We start from the raw sequence: 23482 nt of genomic DNA on the forward strand, positions 1-23482 counted from the left end.
TACCCAAACGCCGGTTAACCGATTGAACGCAGATGGCAAAACGACGATTGAACAAACGCCAGCAATGGCGCATCGAAAAGATCCAGAAAGAACGGACGGTGAGAGCTGCACGCAAGGAAAAAGCGGTGGAAGAACAAGCCGCCGCCGGTGAGCTTGGTCCTGAGCAGAATGGACTGGTGATTGCACACTACGGCCAGCAACTGGATATCGAGGCGCTTGAAGGCCCGGAATCCGGGCAGGTGTTCCGCTGTTTCGTCAGAGCCAACATTGACAGCCTGGTGACCGGAGACCGGGTGGTCTGGCGACCGGGCAAAAGCAAAACCGGCGTGATTGTTGCCCGCTGTGAACGGGAAAACCTGCTGCAGCGCCCGGACAACTTTGGCGCGCTAAAACCGGTGGCCGCCAATATCGACCATATCATTCTGGTCATTGCCCCCGAGCCGGAGCCCCACGACAACCTGATCGATCGTTATCTGGTGGCGTCTGAAAGCTCTGACATTCCGGCGGTCATCCTCCTGAACAAGACAGATCTGATTAACGACGGCAACCGGGATCAGATCGAAGCCCTGCTGGCCAGATATCAGGCGCTGGGCTATGAGGTGGCGCGCACTTCAGCCGCAGAAACCGCGGGCACGCCAGCCCCGGAAGTGGAAGCTCTGGTGCGGAATCAGACCAGCGTCTTTGTGGGCCAGTCCGGCGTAGGCAAGTCTTCCATCATCCAGACGCTGTTACCGGATGAGCTGCTGCGAGTGGGCGCGGTCTCCGAGAGCACCGGCAAAGGCGTGCATACCACCACCACCGCAAAACTGTTTCACCTGCCCGGCGGGGGTGATTTGATCGATTCTCCGGGCATCCGGGAGTTCGGTCTCTGGCACATGACGCCGCAGGAAGTGGAATACGGCTTTCGGGAAATCCGGCCGCTGATCGGGCTCTGCAAGTTCCGCAATTGCCGGCACATGGGAGATCCGGGCTGCGCTCTGGACGCAGCTGCCGAGGCTGGTGAGATTTCAGCGGAACGCCTGAAGAGCTTTCATCGCATTCTTCAGGATATGAGCGATCAGCAGGCTCGTGGTCTCAAGCTCACCTGAGCCCACAGAATCAACGCTACCAGTTCAGCTCCCCCGGAGCGGGTTCTTCTTTCGGTTGGAACCAGTCGCCACCTTCCAGCTGTTCCAGAGCCTGCTGCTCCTGCTCCTCCGTCGGGCGAGTAAGATCAATCAGCGGCTGATCGGAGCGCCCTGCCCCGGTCTCGATACTGTCGGCGGTCTTCTTGTTCAGAACAATTATGGAAATGCGGCGGTTCACCGGAGCCGTGGGGTTGCTCCTGTCGAACAGCACCGAATCACTCAATCCCACCACCCGGGCGATCTGCTCCAGCCGGACGCCGCCAGCCACCAGCGCTCGACGCGCTGTGTTGGCGCGATCTGCCGACAACTCCCAGTTGGTGTAACCCGGTCGGCCGCTAAACGGCGTGGCGTCGGTATGACCTGTAATGCTGAGCTTGTTGTTGACTGACCCCAGGGTCTTGGCCAACTCAAACAGAATGTCCTGAGAGTAGTACTTCAACTCTGCCCGACCACTGTCGAACATGGGCCGACCGGACCGGTCTACAATCTGAATTCTCAAACCTTCATCAGTAATGTCGATCAGCAACTGATCCTTGAACTCCTGCAGGGTCTGATTCTGTTCGATCCGTTCCTGCAACTCCTGGAAAAGCTCCTGCATTCGGCGCTGCTCCAGAGTGTCCGCCAGTTCATCCACCACCTCGTCTTCAATCTGGATGGTACTGGCTTCCTGATCCTGGGTAGATTCCTCGATGACCGAGGCACTGCCCTCAAGGTCTACCGGGTTGGGCGAGCCGCCTTCGGTAAAGCCAACAGGATCCTTGAAGTAGCCTTCGACCGCCCTTTTCTGTTCGGGGCTCGCCGTGGCGGTGAGCCAGAGCACCAGAAAAAACGCCATCATCGCGGTCGCAAAATCGGCAAACGCAACTTTCCAGGAGCCGCCGTGATGCCCGCCGACAACCTTTTTCTTGCGTTTGATGATGATCGGCTGTTCTTCCAAGATACTCTCCGAGGCTAACCAGGCTTTTTGTTACTTTGAGCGAACGTGGTCATTGAGCTCCTGAAATCCCGGTCGCTTTTCGGTAGGGAGTGCCTTGCGCCCAAATTCGATTGCCATTTGGGGAGCCTGTCCTGACACCGTCGCGACAATGGCCGATTTAACACATTCGTAGGCTTTCAGCTCATATTTGGCGGCATGCTCAAGCGCAATCGAGGTTGGCCCGACAAAACCATACCCCATCCAGATGCCGAGAAAGGTACCAACAAGTGCTGCCGCAACGCTCAAGCCGATTTTCTCCGGCCCTTCCGTGAGGAACCCCATGGTGATAACGATTCCGAGCACGGCGGCGACAATACCCAGCCCTGGCAGAGCATCAGCAATCTTGTTGACCGCATGAGCAGGCTCTTCAAGCTCGTGCTGTCGATTTTCGATTTCGTTTTCCATCATGCCTTCCAGCTCATGCGGCGCCATGTTTCCAGAGCTGATGATACGCAGGTAATCGGTGATGAAATCCAACAGGTGTTTGGATTTCATAATCGCCGGATAACGACTGAAGATCTGGCTCGACTCCGGATTATCGATGTCCTCCTCAATGGCCATGACGCCCTGCTTGCGGGACTTGTCGAACACCTCATAGAGCAGACTTAACAAATCCATGTAATAGGATTTATTGAAAGGAGACCCGGTCAGCAACCGGATACACGCCTGAAACACCTCTTTTACCGTGTGTAACGGGTTGGCGATGATAAATGAACCAACGGCCGCTCCGCCGATAATCAGGATTTCTGTCGGCTGCCACAAAACCGCCAGATTGCCGCCGTGCAGAACGTACCCACCAAGAACGCACGCAACAACGACCACAGCTCCAATGATCAATAACATGGTGACTATGCACGCCTTTTGTCTGGTTAACGGCCGGGGCCGGTTACTACCCGAAGCTGGCTCAGCCGGGAACACCCAAAATGTGATCTGATAATAGCAAGCATCAACCGTAACAGCGAAGCTGTGAAACAATTTCTATACACTGCGCCGGGTTTGGTAGACTACCGCGCTTTATGATCGCAAGAGTCTCCCGGAATGCTTGATAAACTGTTTGTTCTTAGCCAATACGTCACACCCCAGCTGGCGGTTTCCCGCCTGGCAGGCCGTCTGGCCGACAGCGAGAGCACTCCAGCCCTGAAAAACCGTGTGATCAAATGGTTTATCGGCCGCTATGGCGTGAACATGAGCGAGGCCGCTGAGCCAGACTTTACCGCCTACCCCACGTTCAACGCGTTTTTTACCCGTGCACTCAAGCCGGGCGCTCGCACCATAGACCCCGCACCGGAAACCCTCACCAGCCCGGTGGACGGCGCCATCAGCCAGATTGGCCAGATCAGCACAGACCGTGTATTCCAGGCCAAGGGACAGTCATTCAGTCTCACTGAACTGCTCGGCGGCGATGACGAACGGGCCGAGCCCTTCCGGGAAGGCGAGTTCGCCACTATTTACCTGTCGCCCAAGGATTACCACCGTATTCACATGCCCATGGCTGGCACCCTGAAAGAAATGGTCTACGTACCCGGGAAGCTGTTCTCAGTCAATCCGGTAACCGCCGAAAATGTGCCGAACCTGTTCGCCCGAAACGAACGGGTGGCTTGCCTGTTCGACACCGAGGCGGGCCCCATGGCTATGGTATTGGTCGGCGCGATGATTGTGGGCAGCGTGGAAACCACCTGGGCCGGCGTGGTAGCGCCCAATTCCGGCAAAGTTATGCAATGGCAGTACCACGGAGACGATGCCGTTAAGTTTGAAAAAGGTCAGGAAATGGGCCGCTTCCGCCTGGGCTCCACCGTGGTACTGGTGATGCCCAAGGGTGCGGTTAAATGGCAGCCGAATCAGGTGGCCGAAAAGACCGTTCAGCTGGGCGAAGCCTTCGGCAAACTACACGTCGAATAGCACGGCTCAGGCCCGCTCAATCGGAAACGCGAGAACGTCCCGGATATCGGTACTGCCAAGCTTGAGCATCAGCAGCCGGTCCAGGCCGAGAGCCACACCCGCGCAGTCCGGCAAGCCGTTATCCAGTGCCGCCAGAAAAGCATCGTCTATTGCCATCTCCGGCTTGCCACTGGCACGCCGGAGATAGTTATCGGCGGCAAAACGGGCTCGCTGCTCGGCCGGATCGGTCAATTCCCAGTAACCATTACATAGCTCCAGGCCATGAATGTAGAGCTCAAACCGGTGCGCCACTCTAAAGCCCTGATGCTCAGAGATGCGTGCCAGAGCGGCCTGGGAGGCGGGATAGCGGGTAATGAAAACCGGTTGCTCACAGCCCAGCTTCGGCTCCACCACGAAACTCATGACCAGATCCAGGCAGCCATCCCGGCCGAGGCCGGCCAGCTGTTCCGGCTCCAGCCACTGCTCACAGTAGCGTTCAAGGTCCCGGTCGGTGATGGTCATCGGGTCGATACCCGCAATGGACTGCATTGCCTCACGGTAGCTGAGGGTTACCGGCGGCGAGCACTCCAGCCAGCCACAGACCAGATCTGCGACTTCCCGCATCAGCTGTTGATCGTCAAAGCCAACGCGGTACCACTCCAGCATGGAGAATTCCGGATTGTGACGTTTGCCGCGCTCACCGTTACGAAACACCCGGGCAATCTGGAATATTGATCCTGAACCTGCGGCCAGCAGCCGCTTCATGTGATACTCAGGGGAGGTCTGCAACCACCCCCCCTGAACGCCGCCAGCGTCGACCGCAGAGGGAATGCCGTCGAGATTGACGTCGGTTACGCCGTGGCGTCCCAGCACCGGGGTTTCTACCTCCAGCACCTGCCGCTCAGAAAAAAAGCCGCGCACGTGGGCCAGAAGCTGTGCGCGGCTTTCCAGAGCGGCCCGGGAGGCAGAGGGCTGCCAGACAGGGCGATCAGTCATGATCGATGATCAGCTGCTTTTGACACGGTTGACGTATTCACCGGAGCGGGTATCAACCTTCAGAACCTCACCAATGGTGATGAACAGGGGCACGTTCACAACGGCACCTGTGGACAGGGTCGCGGGCTTGGAACCACCCTGGGCAGTGTCGCCTTTCATGCCGGGATCGGTATCAACCACCTCCAGCTCGACAAAGTTCGGCGGGGTCACGGTCAGCGGCGCGCCGTTGTACAAGGTCACGGTGTAAACGTCCTGCTCTTTCAGCCACTTGACGGTATCGCCAACCGCCTTGGCATCAGCCGCGTACTGCTCGAAGGAGCCATCAGTCAGCATGAAGTGCCAGAACTCGCCATCGGTATACAGGTATTCCATATCCTGCTCGACAACGTCGGCCGCTTCCAGAGATTCTCCGGATTTGAAGGTACGCTCCCAGACCCGGTTGGTCATGAGGTTGCGCAGCTTGACCCGGTTGAATGCCTGGCCCTTGCCCGGCTTGACGAATTCATTCTCGAGCATGATACAAGGGTCGCCATCCAGCAAAACCTTGAGACCGCTGCGAAATTCGTTGGTAGAATATGAAGCCATGAAATGTCCACCTGACAGACTGTCGTTAAAATTTCAAAGGTCGCTATGATACAGCGAACCCCCGCCCGTATAGAAGCCCGCGATGCCAGCCATCCACCCGATGTCCGGGTTGAACCAGGCAACACACCGGACTGGCAACAGATACTGAGCCAATCGGTCACTACGCCGGAACAACTGCTGGAACGTCTGGGGCTCGCTCCGAAGGACTGGTTAAGAGGCGCCGCCTGCGGCCACAGACTGTTTCCGATCCGGGTGCCCGAGCCCTACCTGGCACGGATTGAGCCAGGCAACCCGGATGACCCCTTGCTGCGGCAAGTACTTCCTGTCGCCCAGGAGGCGGAGGTTCATCCGGATTTCGTATCGGACCCGCTGGAAGAGGCGTCGGCCATCCAGACCACCGGCCTGATTCGCAAATACACCAGCCGTGCCTTGCTCATGATCACGGGACAATGCGCTATCAATTGCCGCTACTGTTTTCGTCGGCATTTTCCCTACGGCGATCACCGTCTTGGGCCGGAAGACCGACGCCAGGTCATCGACAGTCTGTCCGCCAGCCCGGAAATCAACGAAGTGATTTTCAGTGGTGGCGACCCACTGGCAGTGAACGACCGCCTGCTCTCGCAATGGGCCGAACTGCTTGGTGACATCCCCCATCTTCGCCGGTTGCGCATTCATTCCCGCCTGCCCGTGGTGATACCACAGCGGGTATGCGACAGCCTGATTGACTGGCTGTCCCGAACCCGACTGCAAAAGGTCCTGGTGGTGCACGTGAATCACCCGGCAGAAATCGACCAGGCCACCCGCCAGGCATTCCGACGTCTGAGCGAGGCCGGGGTTACCCTGCTGAACCAGAGCGTAATCCTCAGAGGTGTCAACAATAGCAGCGCCACACTCTCAGCCTTGAGCGAGACGCTGTTCGAAGCGGGGGTTATGCCCTATTACCTGCACGCCTTTGATCCCGTCTCCGGTGCCCGGCACTTCTCCGTGAGTGACACCGACGCCATCCGGATAGTTAACGAAATGCTGGAAAATCTACCCGGCTTCCTGGTTCCAAAGCTGGTTCGGGAGCTTCCCGGCCGCGCCAGCAAGACCCCGCTGGACCTGGGCTCGTGAGACCTGTCGCAAAAGATGGCCTATTTTCACTTGTCAAAGATTGTCAACTCGTGATTTTCTCGCTTTTTGTCGTTGCTTTGCTATCTTAAAGTGCAAGATCCATAAACAATAACGACCTGTATTTTCGGCGTTTTCGCTGAGTTACAACTACCGCGGTCCCGACATTGGCGTGAGAACATGGATGGTAAGATCCTGAAACCAGAGCTCAAGGTTCCTGAACAGAAAACAGCCAGCCTGTCGTTTTGCGACACCAGCCCCAAGGCCTTTCGCGCCTGGGCGGATCAGTTGCCGATGGCCAATACCGGTGAGGCATCTCGTCAGCTATATCACGCGATCATTGAGCTGAACCATCTGTTCCTGTCGCCGCTCCAGCGCCTGCAATTTCTGGAAATCGTGCGGGACAAGATTCATTTTGTCTGTAATGAGCTATCGCGACACTTCCTCGGGCTCGCCATCGCGCTGCCTGAAAAGCAGCGAAAGATTGCCAATCTGACCCAGGCACTTCAGCTGCACCTGGCCGCCGGATACAAGCTTTGTCTGCTTGAATACGTAGACAATGGCGGAGTAGACAAACACCGGCGCCAAATTGCCACGGCAATCCATAGGGCAATGTCGGAGCTGGCCGCCACCATACTTCGGTCCCATCAACTGTATTGTCCGAGCCCGGCCAGCAGCTGGCTGGAATGCCATCGCATGTTCCGTTTTGCGCACCGGAACAAACTGGCCAACATGGAGGTGGATGACGACACCCTCACGCACCGACGAGCCAGTACGGTTGTCGACAGCTACAAACGTATTCTTCTGCTCGGCTGTGCGCGGCCTAACCAACTGCGTCAGGCCGAATTGACACAGGTGTATGATCTGTTCGAATCCTGGACCGAGCACTGCCAGTGTGCCCCGGACCTGGGCCCCGACAGCCTGTTCGTCATCAATATGGAAAAAGACAATCCGCCGGTCTACCGCAGCCTGCTCGAAAATACACCGGGCAATGAAAGCTTCAGCTTCGACACCCGCGATCTGTCCACCCTGCTGGCAGAGACCCTGCACGCCAGGCGCCAAGACGGCCATGGAGGCGAAGCTCTCAAGATTCCCTCCACGGTGAGCGATACCTTACTTACGCACCTGAGCCAGGCACTCGGCATTCTGGCCAAGCGCAACTTTAACCGCATCGCCAGCCAGGGCACGCTGGAAGTGTGCGTAGGTCTCACCGCTGCGCACTACTTCGTAGCCGGCCAGAAAGCGTTCTCGGAGTTCCTGGATGGCAACGAAAGCAGTCATCTCGAATCCGATAACCTGTTTATCCGGAATGCCAATCGCAAGGCAGATGCCTGGTCCGGCGCACACGATGCCGGCCCGAACGAAGACCGGCTGCATTCTGCCGATGCCCCGATCAACTTCCGCACCAGTGGTGGCAGTCATCAGCCCTCCGGCAGCCAGGACAAAAACCGGCCGCGATCGCACCATGCACTACTGGTCAATACCAGCCCCGGCGGCTACTGCGTAGCTTGGGAGAGTAATGTCCCGGCGTCACTCCAGGCCGGTGAAATTCTGGGCGTACGAGAACAGAGCTCGCACCCCTGGAGCATTGCCGTTGTGCGCTGGCTGCGCCAGATCCGCAACCAGGGCACTCAGGTGGGCATAGAGCTACTGGCACCGAGCGCCGCGCCCTGTGCCGTGCGACTTATCCAGAAAGTCGGCAACAGCAGCGAGTACCTCAGGGGCCTGCTGCTGCCCGAAATCAGCGTGGTCAATCAGGCCGCGACACTGATTACCCCGCGGCTGCCGTTCCAGACCGGCAGCCGGATCTCGCTGCTGCAAGATGGCCGTGAAGACCAGGGACAGCTACTGAAAAAAGTCTCGGCCACTGGCAGCATCAGCCAGTTCGAGCTGAAACTCCAGAACCCCATCACCCCAACTGCCGGTCGTGGTGCTCCCCCATCAACGCCAGGCACCACGGAAGACGAATTTGACTCACTGTGGCCGTCGCTTTAAATAGTGCGGCCCGTCAACTGCCGGCATGGCCAGGGTTGTTATTGCTGGCCAACCCCTGCATCATTCATCCGTGAATATCCGGCACCACGAGACGTCTGACGAATGCAGAAGAAAAACACGACCGTACACCTGCTGATTCTTGACCCATCACAAAACGATGCGGAATCCATGGTCAGCTTGCTCCGCAACTCCGGCAAGGCTACCCGCGCTCACCGGATTACCTCGGAAGAAGATCTGGAAGAAGCGCTCAAGACCTCCAACTGGGACTTGCTGTTGGCACGCGACCTGGAACAGGAATTCGGGGCAGACGATGCTCTGGCCATGGTCAAGCGCATGGACAAGGACATCCCCTTCGTTCTGCTGACCGAGGAATACAGCCGCGAGCGTACCGTCAACATCATCCGTGCCGGTGCCCAGGATGCCGTGCCCTTTCAGTACACCGACCAGCTCGTTCTGGTGGTCAAGCGGGAGCTGGCAGCTCTTGAGGAACGTCGCAAACGCCGGGTACTGGAATCTCATCTGCGTGAGGCCGAGCAGCGATGCCAGTTGCTGCTGGAAAGTTCCAAGGATGCCATTGCCTACATCAACGATGGCATGCACATCTATGCCAACCAGTCCTACATGGAATTCCTGGGCTACGACGACATCGACGAGCTGATTTGTATTCCGGTGCTCGATACCCTTACGCCGGAAAGCCAGGAGAAGTACAAGGAGTTCATGAAAGCGTTCGCCGAAGAGCGCAAAGATGGCATGACTCTGAACTGCACCGCGCGCCGCAGTGACGACCACGAATTGAATGTCACCATGTCGGTGTCCGCAGCCACCTACGACGGAGAGGCCTGCACCCAGATCGTTCTGCAACCGGAACACAGTGATGCAGAGCTGGAGGAAAAGCTGAAACAGATCAGCAGCCAGGATTTGCTGACCGGCCTGTACAATCGTCAGTACCTGATGGATGCCCTGGCCCAGGCTATCGCCACGGCTGGCAAAGACAACAAGACCGGCGCCCTTGCCTACATTGCCCTGGATAATTTCCTGAGCATGAAGAGCCAGGTCGGCATCTCCGGCGCGGATCTGTTGTTGGGCGATCTCGCCACCCTGCTTCGGGAACAGACCGGCGACGAGGTTACCCTGGCCCGCCTGAGCGACGATGCCTTCTGCGTCATGTGCCTGCCCTGTGATGAAGCCAGCATGGAAAGTCTGTGCGAGCGCATCCGTAAAGCGGTCGAGGACCACTTGTTCGACATCAACGGCCGGACGGTTCCGCTGACCGTGTCCATCGGTATCGCCGCGATCACGGAAAACTCACCAAAGGCCGAAGAACTCATGGGCCGGGCCCATACTGCCTCGGCCGATGTGAAAAAACAGGAAGGCCACGAGCGTGGCAACGGCATCCTGGTCTATAACCCGGCTGAATACGAGAGCCTTGATGAAACCAACTCGGTGGAGGCCATTCTCAAGGCTCTGGACGATAACCGTTTCCGGCTGCTGTTCCAGCCCATCATCAACCTGCGCGGTGAGGGTGAGGAGCATTACGAGGCCTTTGTCCGGATGCTCAACAAAGACAACGAAGAAGTCTCGCCGTATGACTTCCTGCCGCCGATGGGACCCAGCGATACCGCCATCAAGATCGACCGCTGGGTTATCCTGCAAACCATCAAGCAGCTATCGAGCCACCGCTCAAGGGGCCACGACACTCGCCTGTTCCTGAACATCACAGCCGAGACGCTGCAGGACAAGACCTTCACGCCCTGGCTCAGCGTTGCCCTCAAAGCTGCCCGCTTGCCGGGAGATTCGCTGATCTTCCAGATCCGCGAAGGCGATGCCAACAACTACATGAAGCAGGCCAAGGACTTCACCAAGGCGGTGCACGAACTGCACAGCAAGGTATCCATTTCCCAGTTCGGCTGCGCACTCAATCCGTTCAACACCCTCAAGCACATTGAGGCGGATTACGTGAAGATTGATGGTTCGTTCACGGAAGAGATCCAGAAGAGTGACGAGGCCAAAGAGCAGGTCAAGGAAATGGTCAAGAGCCTGCAGAATGCCGGCAAGCTGACCATCATCCCGCTGGTGGAAAACGCCGGCGTTCTTGCGACGCTCTGGCAGGCAGGCGTGAACTACATTCAGGGCTACTACCTGCAGGCGCCGGTACCGGAGATGAACTACGACTTCGGCGACAACTGATCAACGGCCGCTTAACCAAAAAAGGGCGAGATCATTCTCGCCCTTTTTTGGTTTCAGAGGTGGGTATTCTGAAGCGTTTGATTGGTCTCGCTTTCCCGGAACCCGATCAGATACAGGATGGCATCCAGCCCTAAGGTGGAGATGGAGTGGCGTGCCGACTCCTTGACCAGCGGCTTGGCCCGGAAAGCAACTCCCAGGCCCGCCTGACTGAGCATTGGCAGATCATTGGCGCCGTCCCCAACGGCAATCACCTGTTCCCGGGAAATGTGCTCTTTCTCAGCTATTTCCAGCAACAACTCCGCCTTTCGCTTACCATCTACAATCTGACCTTTCACCTCACCGGTTACTTTGCCGTCGATAATTTCCAGCTCGTTGGCGTAGATATAGTCAATGCCCAGCTTACTCTGAAGATGACGAGCAAAATAGGTGAAGCCGCCAGACAGGATGGCGGTCCGATAGCCCAGCGCCTTCAGACTGCGAATCAGGTGCTCGGCCCCTTCGGTCATGCGCAGCCGGTTGGCGATCCCTTCAAGCACCGACTCGTCCAGCCCCTTCAACAGGGCCAGGCGCTCGGCAAAGCTCTGACTGAAATCCAGCTCACCCTGCATGGCACGCTCGGTGATCTCAGCGACCTGCTCACCGACTCCCGCTTCATGGGCCAGCTCGTCGATCACCTCAGCTTCAATCAGCGTGGAGTCCATATCGAACACCACCAGCCTGCGGTTGCGCCGGAAGATCGAATCTTCCTGGAAGGCGATATCCACATTCATCTCGCCGGCAATGTGCAGGAAATCGGCCCGAAGCTGTTCAAGATCCGAGGGCGTCCCCCTTACCGAGAACTCGACACAGGCAATACGGTTTTCCGAGGTGTTCAGCGACGGTCTTGCTGACAGCCGGGTAATATTGTCAATGTTCAGGCCATGACGCGCCGTAATCGCCGATACCCTGGCGATCTGCTCAGCCTTGATGTCGCGGGACAGCAGGGTCACGATGTAACAGGCCCGGTTGCGGCCCTCAGCCCAGGCCTGATATTCCCGCTCGGTAATCGGCGCAAAATGCACCTGCAGATCCAGCGCGTGCAGCCGGAACAGCAAATCCCGGATCACCGGAGAGGATTTTGACTCATCCGGGATCTCGATCAGAATGCCCCAGGTCAGATGGTCATGAATGACCGCCTGGCCTATATCCAGAATGCGGACATCGTAACGCCCCATGATTCCGGTGATTTCCGAAGTCAGGCCGGGTTTGTCCCGGCCCGATACGTTTACCAGCACCAGCTCACTCACTGTCTGTATTCTCCCCGCTCTGGGCTTCTTCCTCGGCCCGCGCAGCCGAAGGAATCACATCAATACCATCCACACGCTGCAGGCCCCGTGGCAGCTTGTGACCACGACGGCCCCGCTCACCCAGGTAGTGCTCAAGATCGCCAAACCGCAGGCCGAGCTTGCGCTTGCCCGCTTTCACTTCCAGCTGATCCTCTTCACCAAACACGGCGACAGCAACCACGTATTCTTCGCGATTCTGCACCCGGGCGGAGGGAATACTGATGATCTTGTTACCTTTACCCTTGGCCAGCTCCGGCAGCTCGCTGAGCGGGAACACCAGCATGCGGCCCTCATTGGATATGGCCGCCAGGTACAGGGTCGATGCCGTTTCCGGAATCATCACCGGCGGCATGATTCTGGCGCCTTTTGGCACGCTGACCACGGCCTTGCCCGCGCGATTCTTGCTGATCATGTCGTTCAGCGACGTGACGAAACCATAGCCACCATCTGTGACCAGCAGAGCCTTGCGCTCGGGATTGCCCATCAGCAAACCAGAGAAAGTGGCTCCGGAGGGCGGATTGATCCGCCCGGTCAGGGGCTCGCCCTGCCCCCTGGCAGACGGCAGACTGTGGGCCATTAATGAATAGGCCCGGCCGGTGGAATCCAGGAAAATCGCCTGCTGGTTGTTGCGCCCCTTCGCTGCCAGGGCAAAACGGTCGCCAGACTTGTAGCTGAGACCAGCGGGGTCAATGTCATGCCCTTTGGCGGCACGAACCCAACCTTTGTCCGACAGAACCACCGTCACCGGATCGTTGGATACCAGATCGGTTTCGCTGAAGGCGCGGGCTTCCTCCCGTTCGACAATCGGCGAACGGCGGTCATCACCAAAGGTCTCGGCATCCTGCTGGAGTTCGGTCTTGATCAGTTCGCGAAGCCGGTCTTCAGAGCCCAGAATGGCCTGCAGCTCATCGCGCTCGGCGGAGAGCTCATCCTGCTCGCCGCGGATCTTCATTTCCTCCAGCTTGGCCAGGTGCCGCAATTTCAGCTCCAGAATGGCCTCTGCCTGCTCCGCCGACAGACCAAAGCGCGCCATCAGCTCCGCCTTCGGCTTGTCTTCGGTGCGAATAATCTCGATCACCTCATCAATGTTGAGGTAGGCAATCAACAGGCCTTCCAGAAGATGCAACCGCGCCAGCACCTTGTCCAGGCGATGCTGCAAACGGCGTGTTACCGTTGTTTTCCGGAATGCCAGCCACTCGGTCAGAATGGTGTACAAGCCTTTTACGCCTGGCCGGCCATCGTTGCCAATCACGTTGATGTTGACCCGATAGGTCTTCTCCAGATCGGTACTGGCAAACAAGTGAGCCATCAGCCCGTCCAGATCAACCCGATTGGAGCGGGGCACAATCACCAGACGGGTCGGATTTTCATGATCCGATTCATCGCGCAGGTCTGCCACCATGGGCAGCTTCTTAGTCTGCATCTGCTGGGCAATCTGCTCCAGCACCCGGTTTCCGGAGACCTGGTGCGGCAAATCAGTGATCACCACTTCGCCATTCTCGCGAATCCAGCGTGCGCGCATCCGCAGCGAACCTCGCCCGGTCTCGTACATCTGGCGCAAGTCTTTGCGGGGAGTGATGATTTCAGCCCTGGTTGGGAAATCCGGCCCCTTGATGTGCTCACACAGCTCATCTACGGACGCATCGGGCTGATCCAGCAAACGAATACAGGCGGCTGTGACTTCCCGAACATTATGGGGTGGAATATCCGTCGCCATACCAACGGCAATACCCGTGGTACCGTTGAGCAGCACGTGCGGAAGCCGGGCCGGAAGCACCGAGGGTTCTTCCATGGTGCCATCAAAGTTTGGCACCCAATCCACGGTTCCCTGCCCGAGCTCACTGAGCAGCACTTCCGCAAAGGGTGCCAGCCGCGATTCGGTATATCGCATGGCGGCAAAGGATTTGGGATCATCCGGAGACCCCCAGTTACCCTGCCCGTCTACCAGCGGGTAGCGGTAAGAAAACGGCTGGGCCATGAGCACCATGGCCTCGTAACAGGCACTGTCGCCGTGCGGGTGGAACTTACCAAGCACATCACCCACGGTACGAGCCGATTTCTTGTACTTGGAGGTGGACTTCAGCCCCAGCTCCGACATGGCGTATACAATCCGCCGCTGTACGGGCTTGAGCCCGTCCCCTACGTTGGGCAGAGCCCGGTCCAGAATGACATACATGGAATAGTCCAGGTACGCCTTCTCGGTGTAGTCCCGGAGTGATACCCGCTCGAAACCTTCATCCGTTGTCTGAAACTCTGGCATGGACGCCTCTTTGCCTTGGATGCCTATCAATGTTGTGGCGCACATTATATGGACGCCAGCCCCGATACACCAATTTCCAATAGCGGAATTCCCGCATGGAGACTCTGTAAGGTGAGCCGTATTCTCGCCACAGTGATTAGAACGCCGTTTACTCTCTGAACAAGCGGAAACCTATGAAACCCAATCTCAAAGCCTGCGGGCAAGCCATGGTTACGGCCATGGTCAATGCGGTTCTGGCCGTTGCCCTGATGCTCCTGGTGGAGTTTGCCATCAGTGGTACCTTCCAGGTTCCCGAGCCCTATATCTGGGCGGGGGTACTGATATGGGCCGTTATTTTCGCCGCCCAGTTCCTCCGTCAACGGCATCTTTGCCGTGCCTGTGAACAGACTGACGAACCGTCATCCGCCGAAACCGTCGGCAAATCCTGACCCATATCAAGGGCCTGGCATCTCAAATGTGACAAATCTGCCCCCCCTGCTACGCTTTGGATAAGACATTAACGTCGAAGCCTGGGGGGTTAGATGACCGCTCTGAAGAAACTCGGATTACGCACCAAAATCGCACTTCCTTTTGCCATCACGGCGCTTGCCCTGGTCATCGTCGGTGTCTTCAGCGTTCTGACGGCACGTAATCTGGTTTCCGATACCGACGACATAGCCGCCACCTACCTGCCTTCGGTCAGCCAGATCCTCAATGGTGACCGCGATCTCTATCAGGCACTGGTGGCCCAAATGACACTGCTGGACCAGGCCTTCAACAATGAAGACACCTCCGGAGCTCTGAAGGATTTCAATGAAAACACCGAGCAAGCCAGGCAGCGCTTCCTGGAAAGCTCTCAACGCCTTGCAGGAACGGGCATTTCGGATGTCAGCGACGGATTCGAAGGGGCATTTGATCGCTGGGAACAATCCGCTCGGAGGGTGATGGAGCTGGCCTCAAACGGCAATCCGGAACAAGCCCGGAGTCTCGCTGCCACAGAAACAGCCCCATTGTTTGACCAACTCCGGGATTATTACGACAACGCCGGTGCTCACGCTGACGAGCAGGCTCAACAACGTTCCGCTGAAGCCTCCGCCGAAGGCACTTCCAGTTCGGCCACCGTTCTTGCGATCACCGTGATTGCCATCATTATCGCCATTGCGTTGTTCTTTGTATTCATGAAACTGATCATCTCTTCGATCAGCGCCCTCCGGGATCAGCTCGACAACATTGCCCAGGGCGAAGGCGACCTGACTCAGCGGGTTCCGGTAACGGTCGAGGATGATCTCGGCAAATTGGCCAGAAGTTTCAACCAGGTACTGGAAAACCTGCAGGGCATGATCGGGTCCATTCAGAATCTGAGTCGCGATCTCGGTGCGGGTGCCACCGAGCTGGCCACTGCCGCCCGGGACAACAACGATGGTGTGACCCGCCAGACCGACTCCATTTCCATGGTGGCCACCGCTATCAACGAAATGCAGAGTGCGATTGAAGAAGTAGCCGGGAACGCCTCCCGCGCCGCAGAGATCACTCGCGAAGCGGAAACCAAGGGGAACAACAGCGCCCAGATCATCCGCAACTCGTCGAAACAGGTGCACCGCCTGGCCGCCCAGATTTCCAAAGCGGTTGAGGTTATCCGCAAACTTTCTGCGGATTCCGACAACATTACTTCGGTGCTGGATGTCATTCGCGGCATTGCCGAGCAGACCAACCTGCTGGCTCTGAACGCCGCCATTGAGGCTGCCCGGGCCGGTGAGCAAGGCCGTGGGTTCGCCGTGGTGGCGGATGAAGTCCGTACTCTGGCGCAACGCACCGGCCAGTCGACAGAAGATATTCAGACCATGATAACCGCGCTGCAGACCGGTGTTTCGGACGTCGTGAGCGTGATGGAGACCGGCAGCAAGGAGGCCACCGAAACCGAACGGCTGGCAACGGAAGCGGAACAGGAACTCCAGGCCATTCTGGAAGCGATCTCCAGTATCACCGACGTCAACACCAGTGTGGCGTCCGCCACCGAAGAGCAGACTCAGGTGGTAGATGAAATTAACCGGAGCATTACTGATATCAATGATCTGGCTGCGGCCAGTGCCGATCGGTCCAAAGCCATCGATGGCATTGCCAAGTCGCTGGAGAGCTATGTCAGGGAGCTGGAACAACAGACAGGGCGGTTCCGGGTTTAACCGGACCGCCGCGTCATCGCCGGAAGGATCCGATTACTGGCGAATGCCTTCTACCGAGATTTCGATTTCCACGGTTTCGGAGGCTTTGCCAAGATCCATGGGAATGCCGAAATCCTTCAGGCGCAACTCGGTTTCAGCCTCAAAACCCATGCGATAGCCTCCCCAGGGGTCTTCACCGTGGCCAACCAGCTCAGCATCCAGGGTGATTTCCCGGGTAACGCCACGCAGAGTCAGATCACCAATGATGTCCGCCTCACCGGCCTCGTCAACCACCACACGCTTGCTCTTGAACGTCGCTTCCGGGAACTCACTCACGTACAGGAAGTCTTCGCTGCGCAAATGCTTGTCGCGCTCGGCATGGTTGCTGTCAACGCTGGAGGTATCGATCGTTACTGATACAGAGCTGTTTTCGGGATTGTCCGCATCGTAGGTGAACTCACCATCAAAATCGTTGAATCGACCGTACAGCCAGCTGTAGCCCAGATGGGAAATCTTGAAGGTTACGAACTGGTGCGTGCCCTGGGTATCGAAGGCGTAAGTACCGCTGTGCTCGTTTGCCTGCACAGAGGCAACCATCGCGGCTGAAATGGCTGAAGCCAGAAGAATCTTCTTCATTATTCACTCCTTTTGAGTCTGTTTTGCGTTGAGTTAAGAGAGTTAGCTGTCCCGGAACTATCAGGCCAACCCAAGCATTCTGCGAAGCGTACTGTCCCGGTCGATCAAGTGATGCTTCAACGCCCCCAGCGCATGAACGCCGGCCAGGACGACAATCGCCCAGGTGCTCCAGTAATGGATGGCTCCCGCCGTATCTTCGAGGCCTTTCACCTGGCCTGTCACCGATGGCACCTGAAACCAGCCGAACACATGGATCGCAGAGCCGTCAGCCGTTGAAATCAGATAGCCACTGATCATGGCGACAAAGATCAACAGATACAGCGCCACATGCGCCAGGTGAGCAGAAACCACCTCCCAGCGCTGGTGATTGGGCAAAGGCCTGGGCGGCGGGCTTAACAGCCGCCAGACCAGTCTGAGCACCATCGCCATGAACAGGAGAATACCCACGCTGCGGTGGATGTCCGGCCCCTGTCGGTACCAGGGATCATAATAAGAGAGATCGACCATCCAGAAGCCCAGGGCAAACAGGCCGATAATGGTGACGGCCACCAGCCAATGCAGCAGGATTGCCACCCACCCGTATGCGTCTTCTGAATTCTTTGCCTGCATAAAAACAATCGCCTCCGTTGCTGATGTGGACCCAAACGGCTTTTCCACGTCCTCCAGATAAGATCAGCATAGTCTAGAAGGACAGAGAGCTGACCAAAATCAAAATGTTTTGCTGGCCTGCATCAGATTTTCTGACCATAGCATCCACGATCCGCAAACACTTGACAGCAACCACTTTGGTCGTATGCGGTTTTACGGATTGTTGAAAATTATGACAGCGATAAACTTTAACCATACTTTTAATCCGCCCCGTCCGGGGCCTCAGTGACCGAGAGGAAACGACATGGAACTTGAATTTGACGAGTCTGTGGTAGTACCCAGCAACAACTGATTTGATACAGACCCGGCTACTGCCGGGTTTTCTTTACCACCGTTTTAATGCCTGAAAGATACAAACTGTTTCGTCTTTTATGCATTAAGTAGTGGTAATGGTTCTTGTTTTTTGGCAACCTTCGACGAATTGATGAGGTAACGCCTGAATTTCAGGCGTCCGTGCCAGGGACACAGGCACAGTGGCTAACAGATTGGCGTGTACTTCAGTACTGCGCCAATGTATTCGTTGAAGGGTACAGACCTGCCTATGTCCCACAATCTTCCCGATTCGCTACCCGCGCCGGAAGTAGACCTGCTTTCCCCCATGCTTAATCAGCAGGGTCAGGTGTGGACAGCGGATTTTCGCGGGCTCAAACTGCGCACCGCCCTTCAGCCGATTTACAGCATTTCCCACAAACGTACCGTCGGTTATGAAGCCCTGATCCGGGCCTTCGATAACGACAATTCAGCTGTTCTGCCTTTGCACCTGTTCGAGCTGCCCGCATCCGAAGCCGAAAATCTGTTGCTGGACAGACTCTGCCGGTACCTGCACATTCGCAACTACAGCGAGATCAAGGATCAGGTCAACTGGCTGTTCCTGAACGTCTCCCCGAGGGTGGTCACCTCCGGCTCTCAATCCGATTCCTTTTTTGGACAATTGCTTAAGAAAACCGGGCTGCCGCCACATCGAATCGTAATGGAAATCGTTGAACAGCCAACCGACGATGCTGAACGGCTACGGGATACCGTTGCCTACTACCGCAAACTGGGGTGTCTGACCGCCATTGACGATTTTGGTGCCGGGCACTCCAATTTCGAGCGCATCTGGAATCTGTCACCGGACATCGTCAAGCTGGACCGTACCCTGCTGACCCGGGCAACCGAAGATCGCCGCGCCAGGCAGATACTGAACGGCATGGTATCCCTGCTGCATCAATCTGGCTGCCTGGTGTTGCTGGAAGGAGTGGAAACCCGGGATCAGGCCATGATTGCCATTGATGCCGGTGTCGACTTTGTACAGGGCTTCTACTTTCGCCGACCCTGCCTGGAACTGGACGAACTGCCCCAAAGCACAATGAATTTCGAGGATTTGCTCGAAGAGTACAAAAGCAGCAAGCAGATTAGCCACGACCCGACCCAACTGGTCGTCAACCATTTCAGCGGGCCTTTCCGGCGGGTGATCGAACGCCTGCAGAAGGGTCTGTCCATGGATCAGGCCTGCTTTGAGCTGCTCAGCCACCACACGGTTTCCCGCTGCTATCTGGTGGACGATCAGGGCGTTCAGCTGGAAGACACTCTGGTTTCCGAGTCCGCCGTTAAAAAGCAGGACCCAAGATTCCGACCACTGGAAAACACCAGCAGTGCAGACTGGTTTCGCCAGCAGTATCTCCGCCAGGCGCTGGCCCAGCCAGAGAACATTCATGTGACCACTCCCTATCTGTGCGTCACTGGCGCCTACATGTGCGTGACCCTGTCACTGGCCTTCCGTCAGGACGGCAAACTCCGGGTACTCTGCTGCGATATTCTTGCCAACGCGGATCACAACCCGTAAACCACCGCAATCACCGCGACCGTTACCAACCCCACCAGCACATTCATGGGCAACCCCACTTTCACGAAATCGGAAAACCGGTAGCCACCAGGACCAAACACCATCATATTGGTCTGATACCCCAATGGCGTGGCGAAGCTGGCGGAGGCTGCCATCATCACTGCAATAACAAAGGGTTCTGCAGGCACCCCCATGCTCCCGGTCATCGACAGCACAACCGGAATCACCAGTACAGCTGCGGCATTGTTCGTGATGACCTCGGTCAGAAACGACACAGCGCAGTATACGAGAAACAGTGTTAGCAGCACCTGGCCTGCACTGAAAGCCAGAATACCCTCGGCCATAAACGCCGCTGCTCCGGTTTCCTCCAATGCCGCTCCCAGCGCAAAGGACGCTGCGATGGTGAGGATGACCGGCACATCCACCGATTTCTGAGCCTGCCCCACCGAGCAGCAGCCGGACAGGATCATCAGAGCGGCTCCCAGTAAGGCGGCGTTGAGCATACTCATCACCCCGCAGGCCGCCAGGCTCACCAACACAAGCAGGATACCCCAGGAAAGCCAGGCCCGGTCATGTCGGGGCGTTTCCGTTTCCAGGTCGTTGATGAGCAGAAAATCCTTGTTGTAGCGCTGACGGCTGACGAAGGCCGGACGCGCCTCCAGCAGCAGGACATCGCCGGGTTTCAGGCGAATGTTGCCGAGGTTGCCTGACACACGCTCGCCGCCCCGGGCCACCGCCAGCACCACGGCGCCGTAACGGTCCCGGAACCTTGCGTCCCGGATGGTCAGGCCCAGCACATCCGATTGCGGAGACAAAGCGGCTTCCACCAACCGCCGCTCGGCACGATCCTGACTGAGACTGGGCTCATCGTCGTGCACCGACGGCACGATGCCATTGATGCGCAACAGGTCTGAGATCGCCTGGGTATCGCCCGCAAACACCAGCCGATCACCGCCACGCAGCCGTTCTTCCGAGGGGACGGCAGTGACCACACTGCCATCCCGCTCGATTTCCACCAGATACAATCGCTCCAGTTCCCGTAAGCCGGCTTCACCCACGGTCCGGCCCACCAGCGGACCTTCAAAGGACACCGCCACTTCCAGCGTGAACTCCCTCATGGAGCCAAACTTCTGCTGATCCTTACGGTCTGGCAGCACCCGCGGCATGACCAGAAGCATGACCGCCAGACCGATAATGGCCACCGGTAAACCAACCGCCGTAATGGAAAAGATCGAGAACCCGGCCTCACCGGTCAGTTGCTGATACTGACCATTAACAACCAGATTGGTGCTGGTGCCAATCAGTGTCAGTGTGCCGCCCAGAATCGCTGAGTAACTCAGCGGAATCATCAACTTGGAGGGTGAAATACCGATCTTCCGGGACCAGGCATGGACGGCGGGAATCATGGTGGCAACCACCGGTGTATTGTTGAGGAAGCCACTCAGCAGGGAAACCGGCAGAGCTATGCGAGCCTGCGCGGAACGGACCGATTTGGGATTGCGAAGCAGATGGTTAACCAGCAGATCGACGCCGCCGGAATGATGAATGCCGGCGGCCACCACAAACATAGCCACCACGGTGATCAAGCCGCTGTTACTGAATCCGGCCAGCGCCTGATCGGCGGAGATGATGCCACTGGCACTGAGCACCACAAGCACCGCCATCATCACCAGATGCGGTGCAAAGCGGCCTGAACTCATCAATAGCAGGGCGGTAAGCGCCAACCCCAGGGAAAACCATCCTTGCCAGTCCATAACTCGGTCTTTTCCGGTTTGAAAACTGGCAGGATAGCGAGGCAAAGCAATTCTGAGAAAGAATAACTATCGATTTTTATAGCTGATTATGGAATATCAAACCGCCACGTCGGCCATGTTTCCGTAAGCTTCCAGCCAGGCCCGGCGATCGGAAGCACGCTTCTTGCCCAGCAGCATGTCCATCCGCTCGTCGGTGTCATCCCCTTCTTCCAGAGTGAGCATAACCAGGCGGCGGGTGTCCGGTGCCATGGTGGTTTCTCTCAACTGTAACGGGTTCATCTCGCCCAGTCCCTTGAAGCGCGTTACCTGAATCTTGCCTTTGCGATTTTCCGCGGCCAGGCGGTCGATGATGCCCTGTTTCTCGTGTTCGTCGAGGGCATAGAAGGTTTCCTTGCCGAGATCCACGCGGTACAGCGGGGGCATTGCCACGAACACGTGCCCGGCCGCCACCAGCGGCCGGAAGTGTTTCACAAACAAAGCGCACAGCAGCGTGGCGATGTGCAGGCCGTCCGAATCCGCATCGGCCAGGATGCAGATCTTGTTATAGCGCAGGCCGGCAAGGTCGTCAGAGCCAGGATCCACACCAATAGCAACGGCAATATCGTGTACTTCCTGGGACGCCAGAATTTCACCCGAGTCCACTTCCCAGGTGTTCAGAATTTTACCCCGCAACGGCATGACTGCCTGAAATTCCCGATCCCTGGCCTGCTTGGCGGAACCTCCGGCGGAATCACCTTCCACCAGGAACAACTCCGATCTCGCGGTATCACCGCCGGAACAGTCCGCCAGCTTGCCGGGCAACGCCGGGCCAGAGGTCACCTTCTTTCTGGCCACTTTTTTGCTCGCCCTCAACCGGCGCTGGGCATTACTGATAAACAGTTCCGCCAGGGCTTCGGCAATGTCGGTGTGCTGGTTCAGCCACAGACTGAAAGCATCTTTCACCACCCCGGAGACGAAGGCAGCGGCTTCCCTTGAAGACAGCCTCTCCTTGGTCTGGCCGGAAAACTGGGGCTCCTGCATCTTGAACGACAGTACATAGGCTACCCGTTCCCAGATGTCCTCGGGCGACAACTTTACCCCCCGGGGCAGCAGGTTTCTGAATTCACAAAACTCCCGCATGGCTTCCAGCAGGCCGGTGCGCAAACCATTGACGTGGGTACCACCCTGGGCAGTGGGAATAAGGTTGACATAACTCTCCAGTACCGCATCACCACCCTCTGGCAGCCACTGGATAGCCCAGTCCACGGCTTCCTTGTTGCCGGAGAAACTGCCGGTGAAGGGTTCAAGCGGCACCGCTTCAATATCGGCCAGAGCCGTTCTCAGGTAATCCCGAAGACCGTCCTCGTAGAACCACTCGTCTTTCTCGCCGGTCTTCTCCTGCAGAAAGGTCACCGTCAGTCCCGGGCAAAGAACCGCCTTGGCACGAAGGTTGTGGCGCAAGCGGCTGACCGAAAAATTGGGACTGTCAAAATATTTGGGGTCGGGCGTGAACTTCAGGCGGGTACCGGTGTTGCGCTTGCCTACGGTATCAACCACTTCCAGCTCGGAGGCTTTGTCACCGTTGGCGAACGTCATCCGATGCACCTGGCCATCCCGCTTGATGGTCACTTCCAGATGCGTGGACAGGGCATTGACCACGGAAACACCTACACCGTGCAGACCACCGGAGAAGTTGTAGTTGCCCTGGGAGAATTTACCACCGGCGTGCAACCGGGAAAGGATAAGCTCCACCCCGGGAAGTCCTTCTTCCTTGTGCAGATCGACCGGCATGCCCCGGCCGTCGTCCTCCACACTCAGGGAATTGTCGCTGTGCAGCACCACATCAATCCGCCGGGCGTGGCCGGCGAGGGCCTCGTCAACGCTGTTATCAATGACTTCCTGAGCCAGGTGGTTGGGCCGCGACGTGTCGGTATACATCCCCGGGCGCTTGCGCACCGGATCAAGACCGCTCAGGACTTCAATGGCATCGGCGTTGTACTGTTGCTCGCTCATAGGAATGGCACGGCTCCGCAAATGATCGTTGCGCCATAGCTTAGGGATTC

The 23482-nt window shown here is 57.4% G+C and carries 18 protein-coding genes; 8 read left to right on the forward strand and 10 right to left on the reverse strand.

Annotation, left to right across the window (positions count from 1 at the left end; genetic code table 11):
* Positions 1 to 32 precede the first annotated feature (32 nt).
* A complete protein-coding gene (gene rsgA, locus Q674_RS32425) occupies positions 33 to 1088 on the forward strand; it encodes a small ribosomal subunit biogenesis GTPase RsgA (protein WP_023009097.1) in 1056 nt (351 codons plus the stop codon).
* A 16-nt stretch (positions 1089 to 1104) separates the two neighbouring features.
* On the opposite strand, the gene motB is transcribed toward rsgA, so the two are convergent.
* Positions 1105 to 2064, reverse strand: a complete 960-nt coding sequence (motB, locus tag Q674_RS32430; protein WP_014422157.1) for a flagellar motor protein MotB — start codon at positions 2062 to 2064, stop codon at positions 1105 to 1107.
* Between the two features lie 30 nt (positions 2065 to 2094).
* Complete coding sequence (gene motA / locus Q674_RS32435) at positions 2095 to 2946, reverse strand: flagellar motor stator protein MotA (RefSeq protein WP_011786224.1); 852 nt, start codon at positions 2944 to 2946, stop codon at positions 2095 to 2097.
* A gap of 195 nt (positions 2947 to 3141) precedes the next feature.
* Between motA and asd the strand changes: the two genes are divergently transcribed.
* Positions 3142 to 4002 carry an archaetidylserine decarboxylase gene (gene asd / locus Q674_RS32440; protein ID WP_023009098.1) on the forward strand — a complete coding sequence of 287 codons (861 nt, stop codon included), beginning with the start codon at positions 3142 to 3144 and terminating at the stop codon, positions 4000 to 4002.
* A 6-nt stretch (positions 4003 to 4008) separates the two neighbouring features.
* On the opposite strand, the gene epmA is transcribed toward asd, so the two are convergent.
* On the reverse strand, positions 4009 to 4977 hold the full coding sequence (epmA, locus tag Q674_RS32445; RefSeq protein ID WP_023009099.1) for an EF-P lysine aminoacylase EpmA: 969 nt from the start codon (positions 4975 to 4977) through the stop codon (positions 4009 to 4011).
* A gap of 9 nt (positions 4978 to 4986) precedes the next feature.
* Positions 4987 to 5562, reverse strand: a complete 576-nt coding sequence (gene efp / locus Q674_RS32450) for an elongation factor P (RefSeq protein WP_011786227.1) — start codon at positions 5560 to 5562, stop codon at positions 4987 to 4989.
* A gap of 45 nt (positions 5563 to 5607) precedes the next feature.
* Here efp and epmB point away from each other — a divergent pair, with 45 nt between their 5' ends.
* From epmB to Q674_RS32465, 3 genes are all read left to right on the forward strand, one after another.
* A complete protein-coding gene (gene epmB / locus Q674_RS32455) occupies positions 5608 to 6675 on the forward strand; it encodes an EF-P beta-lysylation protein EpmB (protein WP_023009100.1) in 1068 nt (355 codons plus the stop codon).
* A gap of 177 nt (positions 6676 to 6852) precedes the next feature.
* On the forward strand, positions 6853 to 8667 hold the full coding sequence (locus Q674_RS32460) for a hypothetical protein (protein WP_011786229.1): 1815 nt from the start codon (positions 6853 to 6855) through the stop codon (positions 8665 to 8667).
* Positions 8668 to 8769: 102 nt separating this feature from the next.
* Positions 8770 to 10854, forward strand: coding sequence for an EAL domain-containing protein (locus tag Q674_RS32465; RefSeq protein ID WP_023009101.1), 2085 nt, complete (start codon positions 8770 to 8772; stop codon positions 10852 to 10854).
* Between the two features lie 53 nt (positions 10855 to 10907).
* Here the strand turns inward: Q674_RS32465 and serB are convergent, their stop codons facing one another.
* Positions 10908 to 12140, reverse strand: coding sequence for a phosphoserine phosphatase SerB (gene serB, locus Q674_RS32470; protein ID WP_011786231.1), 1233 nt, complete (start codon positions 12138 to 12140; stop codon positions 10908 to 10910).
* The gene (parC, locus tag Q674_RS32475) at positions 12133 to 14439 is read right to left on the reverse strand and encodes a DNA topoisomerase IV subunit A (RefSeq protein ID WP_023009102.1); all 2307 of its coding nucleotides are present in this window, start codon (positions 14437 to 14439) and stop codon (positions 12133 to 12135) included. The genes serB and parC overlap by 8 nt, the downstream gene beginning before the upstream one ends.
* A 173-nt stretch (positions 14440 to 14612) precedes the next feature.
* On the opposite strand from parC, the gene Q674_RS32480 reads away from it, so the two are divergent.
* Positions 14613 to 14867 carry a hypothetical protein gene (locus Q674_RS32480; RefSeq protein WP_011786233.1) on the forward strand — a complete coding sequence of 85 codons (255 nt, stop codon included), beginning with the start codon at positions 14613 to 14615 and terminating at the stop codon, positions 14865 to 14867.
* A gap of 93 nt (positions 14868 to 14960) precedes the next feature.
* A complete protein-coding gene (locus Q674_RS32485) occupies positions 14961 to 16598 on the forward strand; it encodes a methyl-accepting chemotaxis protein (protein WP_011786234.1) in 1638 nt (545 codons plus the stop codon).
* Positions 16599 to 16631: 33 nt separating this feature from the next.
* Here Q674_RS32485 and Q674_RS32490 read toward each other — a convergent pair whose 3' ends face one another.
* Both Q674_RS32490 and Q674_RS32495 read right to left on the reverse strand, forming a co-directional pair.
* Positions 16632 to 17213, reverse strand: a complete 582-nt coding sequence (locus Q674_RS32490) for a YceI family protein (RefSeq protein WP_011786235.1) — start codon at positions 17211 to 17213, stop codon at positions 16632 to 16634.
* Between the two features lie 60 nt (positions 17214 to 17273).
* Positions 17274 to 17822 (reverse strand): cytochrome b, encoded by a 549-nt coding sequence (locus Q674_RS32495; protein ID WP_011786236.1) that lies wholly within the window; start codon positions 17820 to 17822, stop codon positions 17274 to 17276.
* A gap of 580 nt (positions 17823 to 18402) precedes the next feature.
* On the opposite strand from Q674_RS32495, the gene Q674_RS32500 reads away from it, so the two are divergent.
* Positions 18403 to 19686 (forward strand): EAL domain-containing protein, encoded by a 1284-nt coding sequence (locus Q674_RS32500; RefSeq protein WP_031210197.1) that lies wholly within the window; start codon positions 18403 to 18405, stop codon positions 19684 to 19686.
* On the opposite strand, the gene Q674_RS32505 is transcribed toward Q674_RS32500, so the two are convergent.
* Positions 19674 to 21440, reverse strand: a complete 1767-nt coding sequence (locus Q674_RS32505; protein WP_011786238.1) for an SLC13 family permease — start codon at positions 21438 to 21440, stop codon at positions 19674 to 19676. The genes Q674_RS32500 and Q674_RS32505 overlap by 13 nt on opposite strands.
* A 96-nt stretch (positions 21441 to 21536) precedes the next feature.
* Complete coding sequence (parE, locus tag Q674_RS32510) at positions 21537 to 23432, reverse strand: DNA topoisomerase IV subunit B (RefSeq protein WP_011786239.1); 1896 nt, start codon at positions 23430 to 23432, stop codon at positions 21537 to 21539.
* Positions 23433 to 23482 lie beyond the last annotated feature (50 nt).

It is taken from the genome of Marinobacter sp. EVN1, from assembly GCF_000475375.1.
GTDB lineage: Bacteria > Pseudomonadota > Gammaproteobacteria > Pseudomonadales > Oleiphilaceae > Marinobacter > Marinobacter nauticus.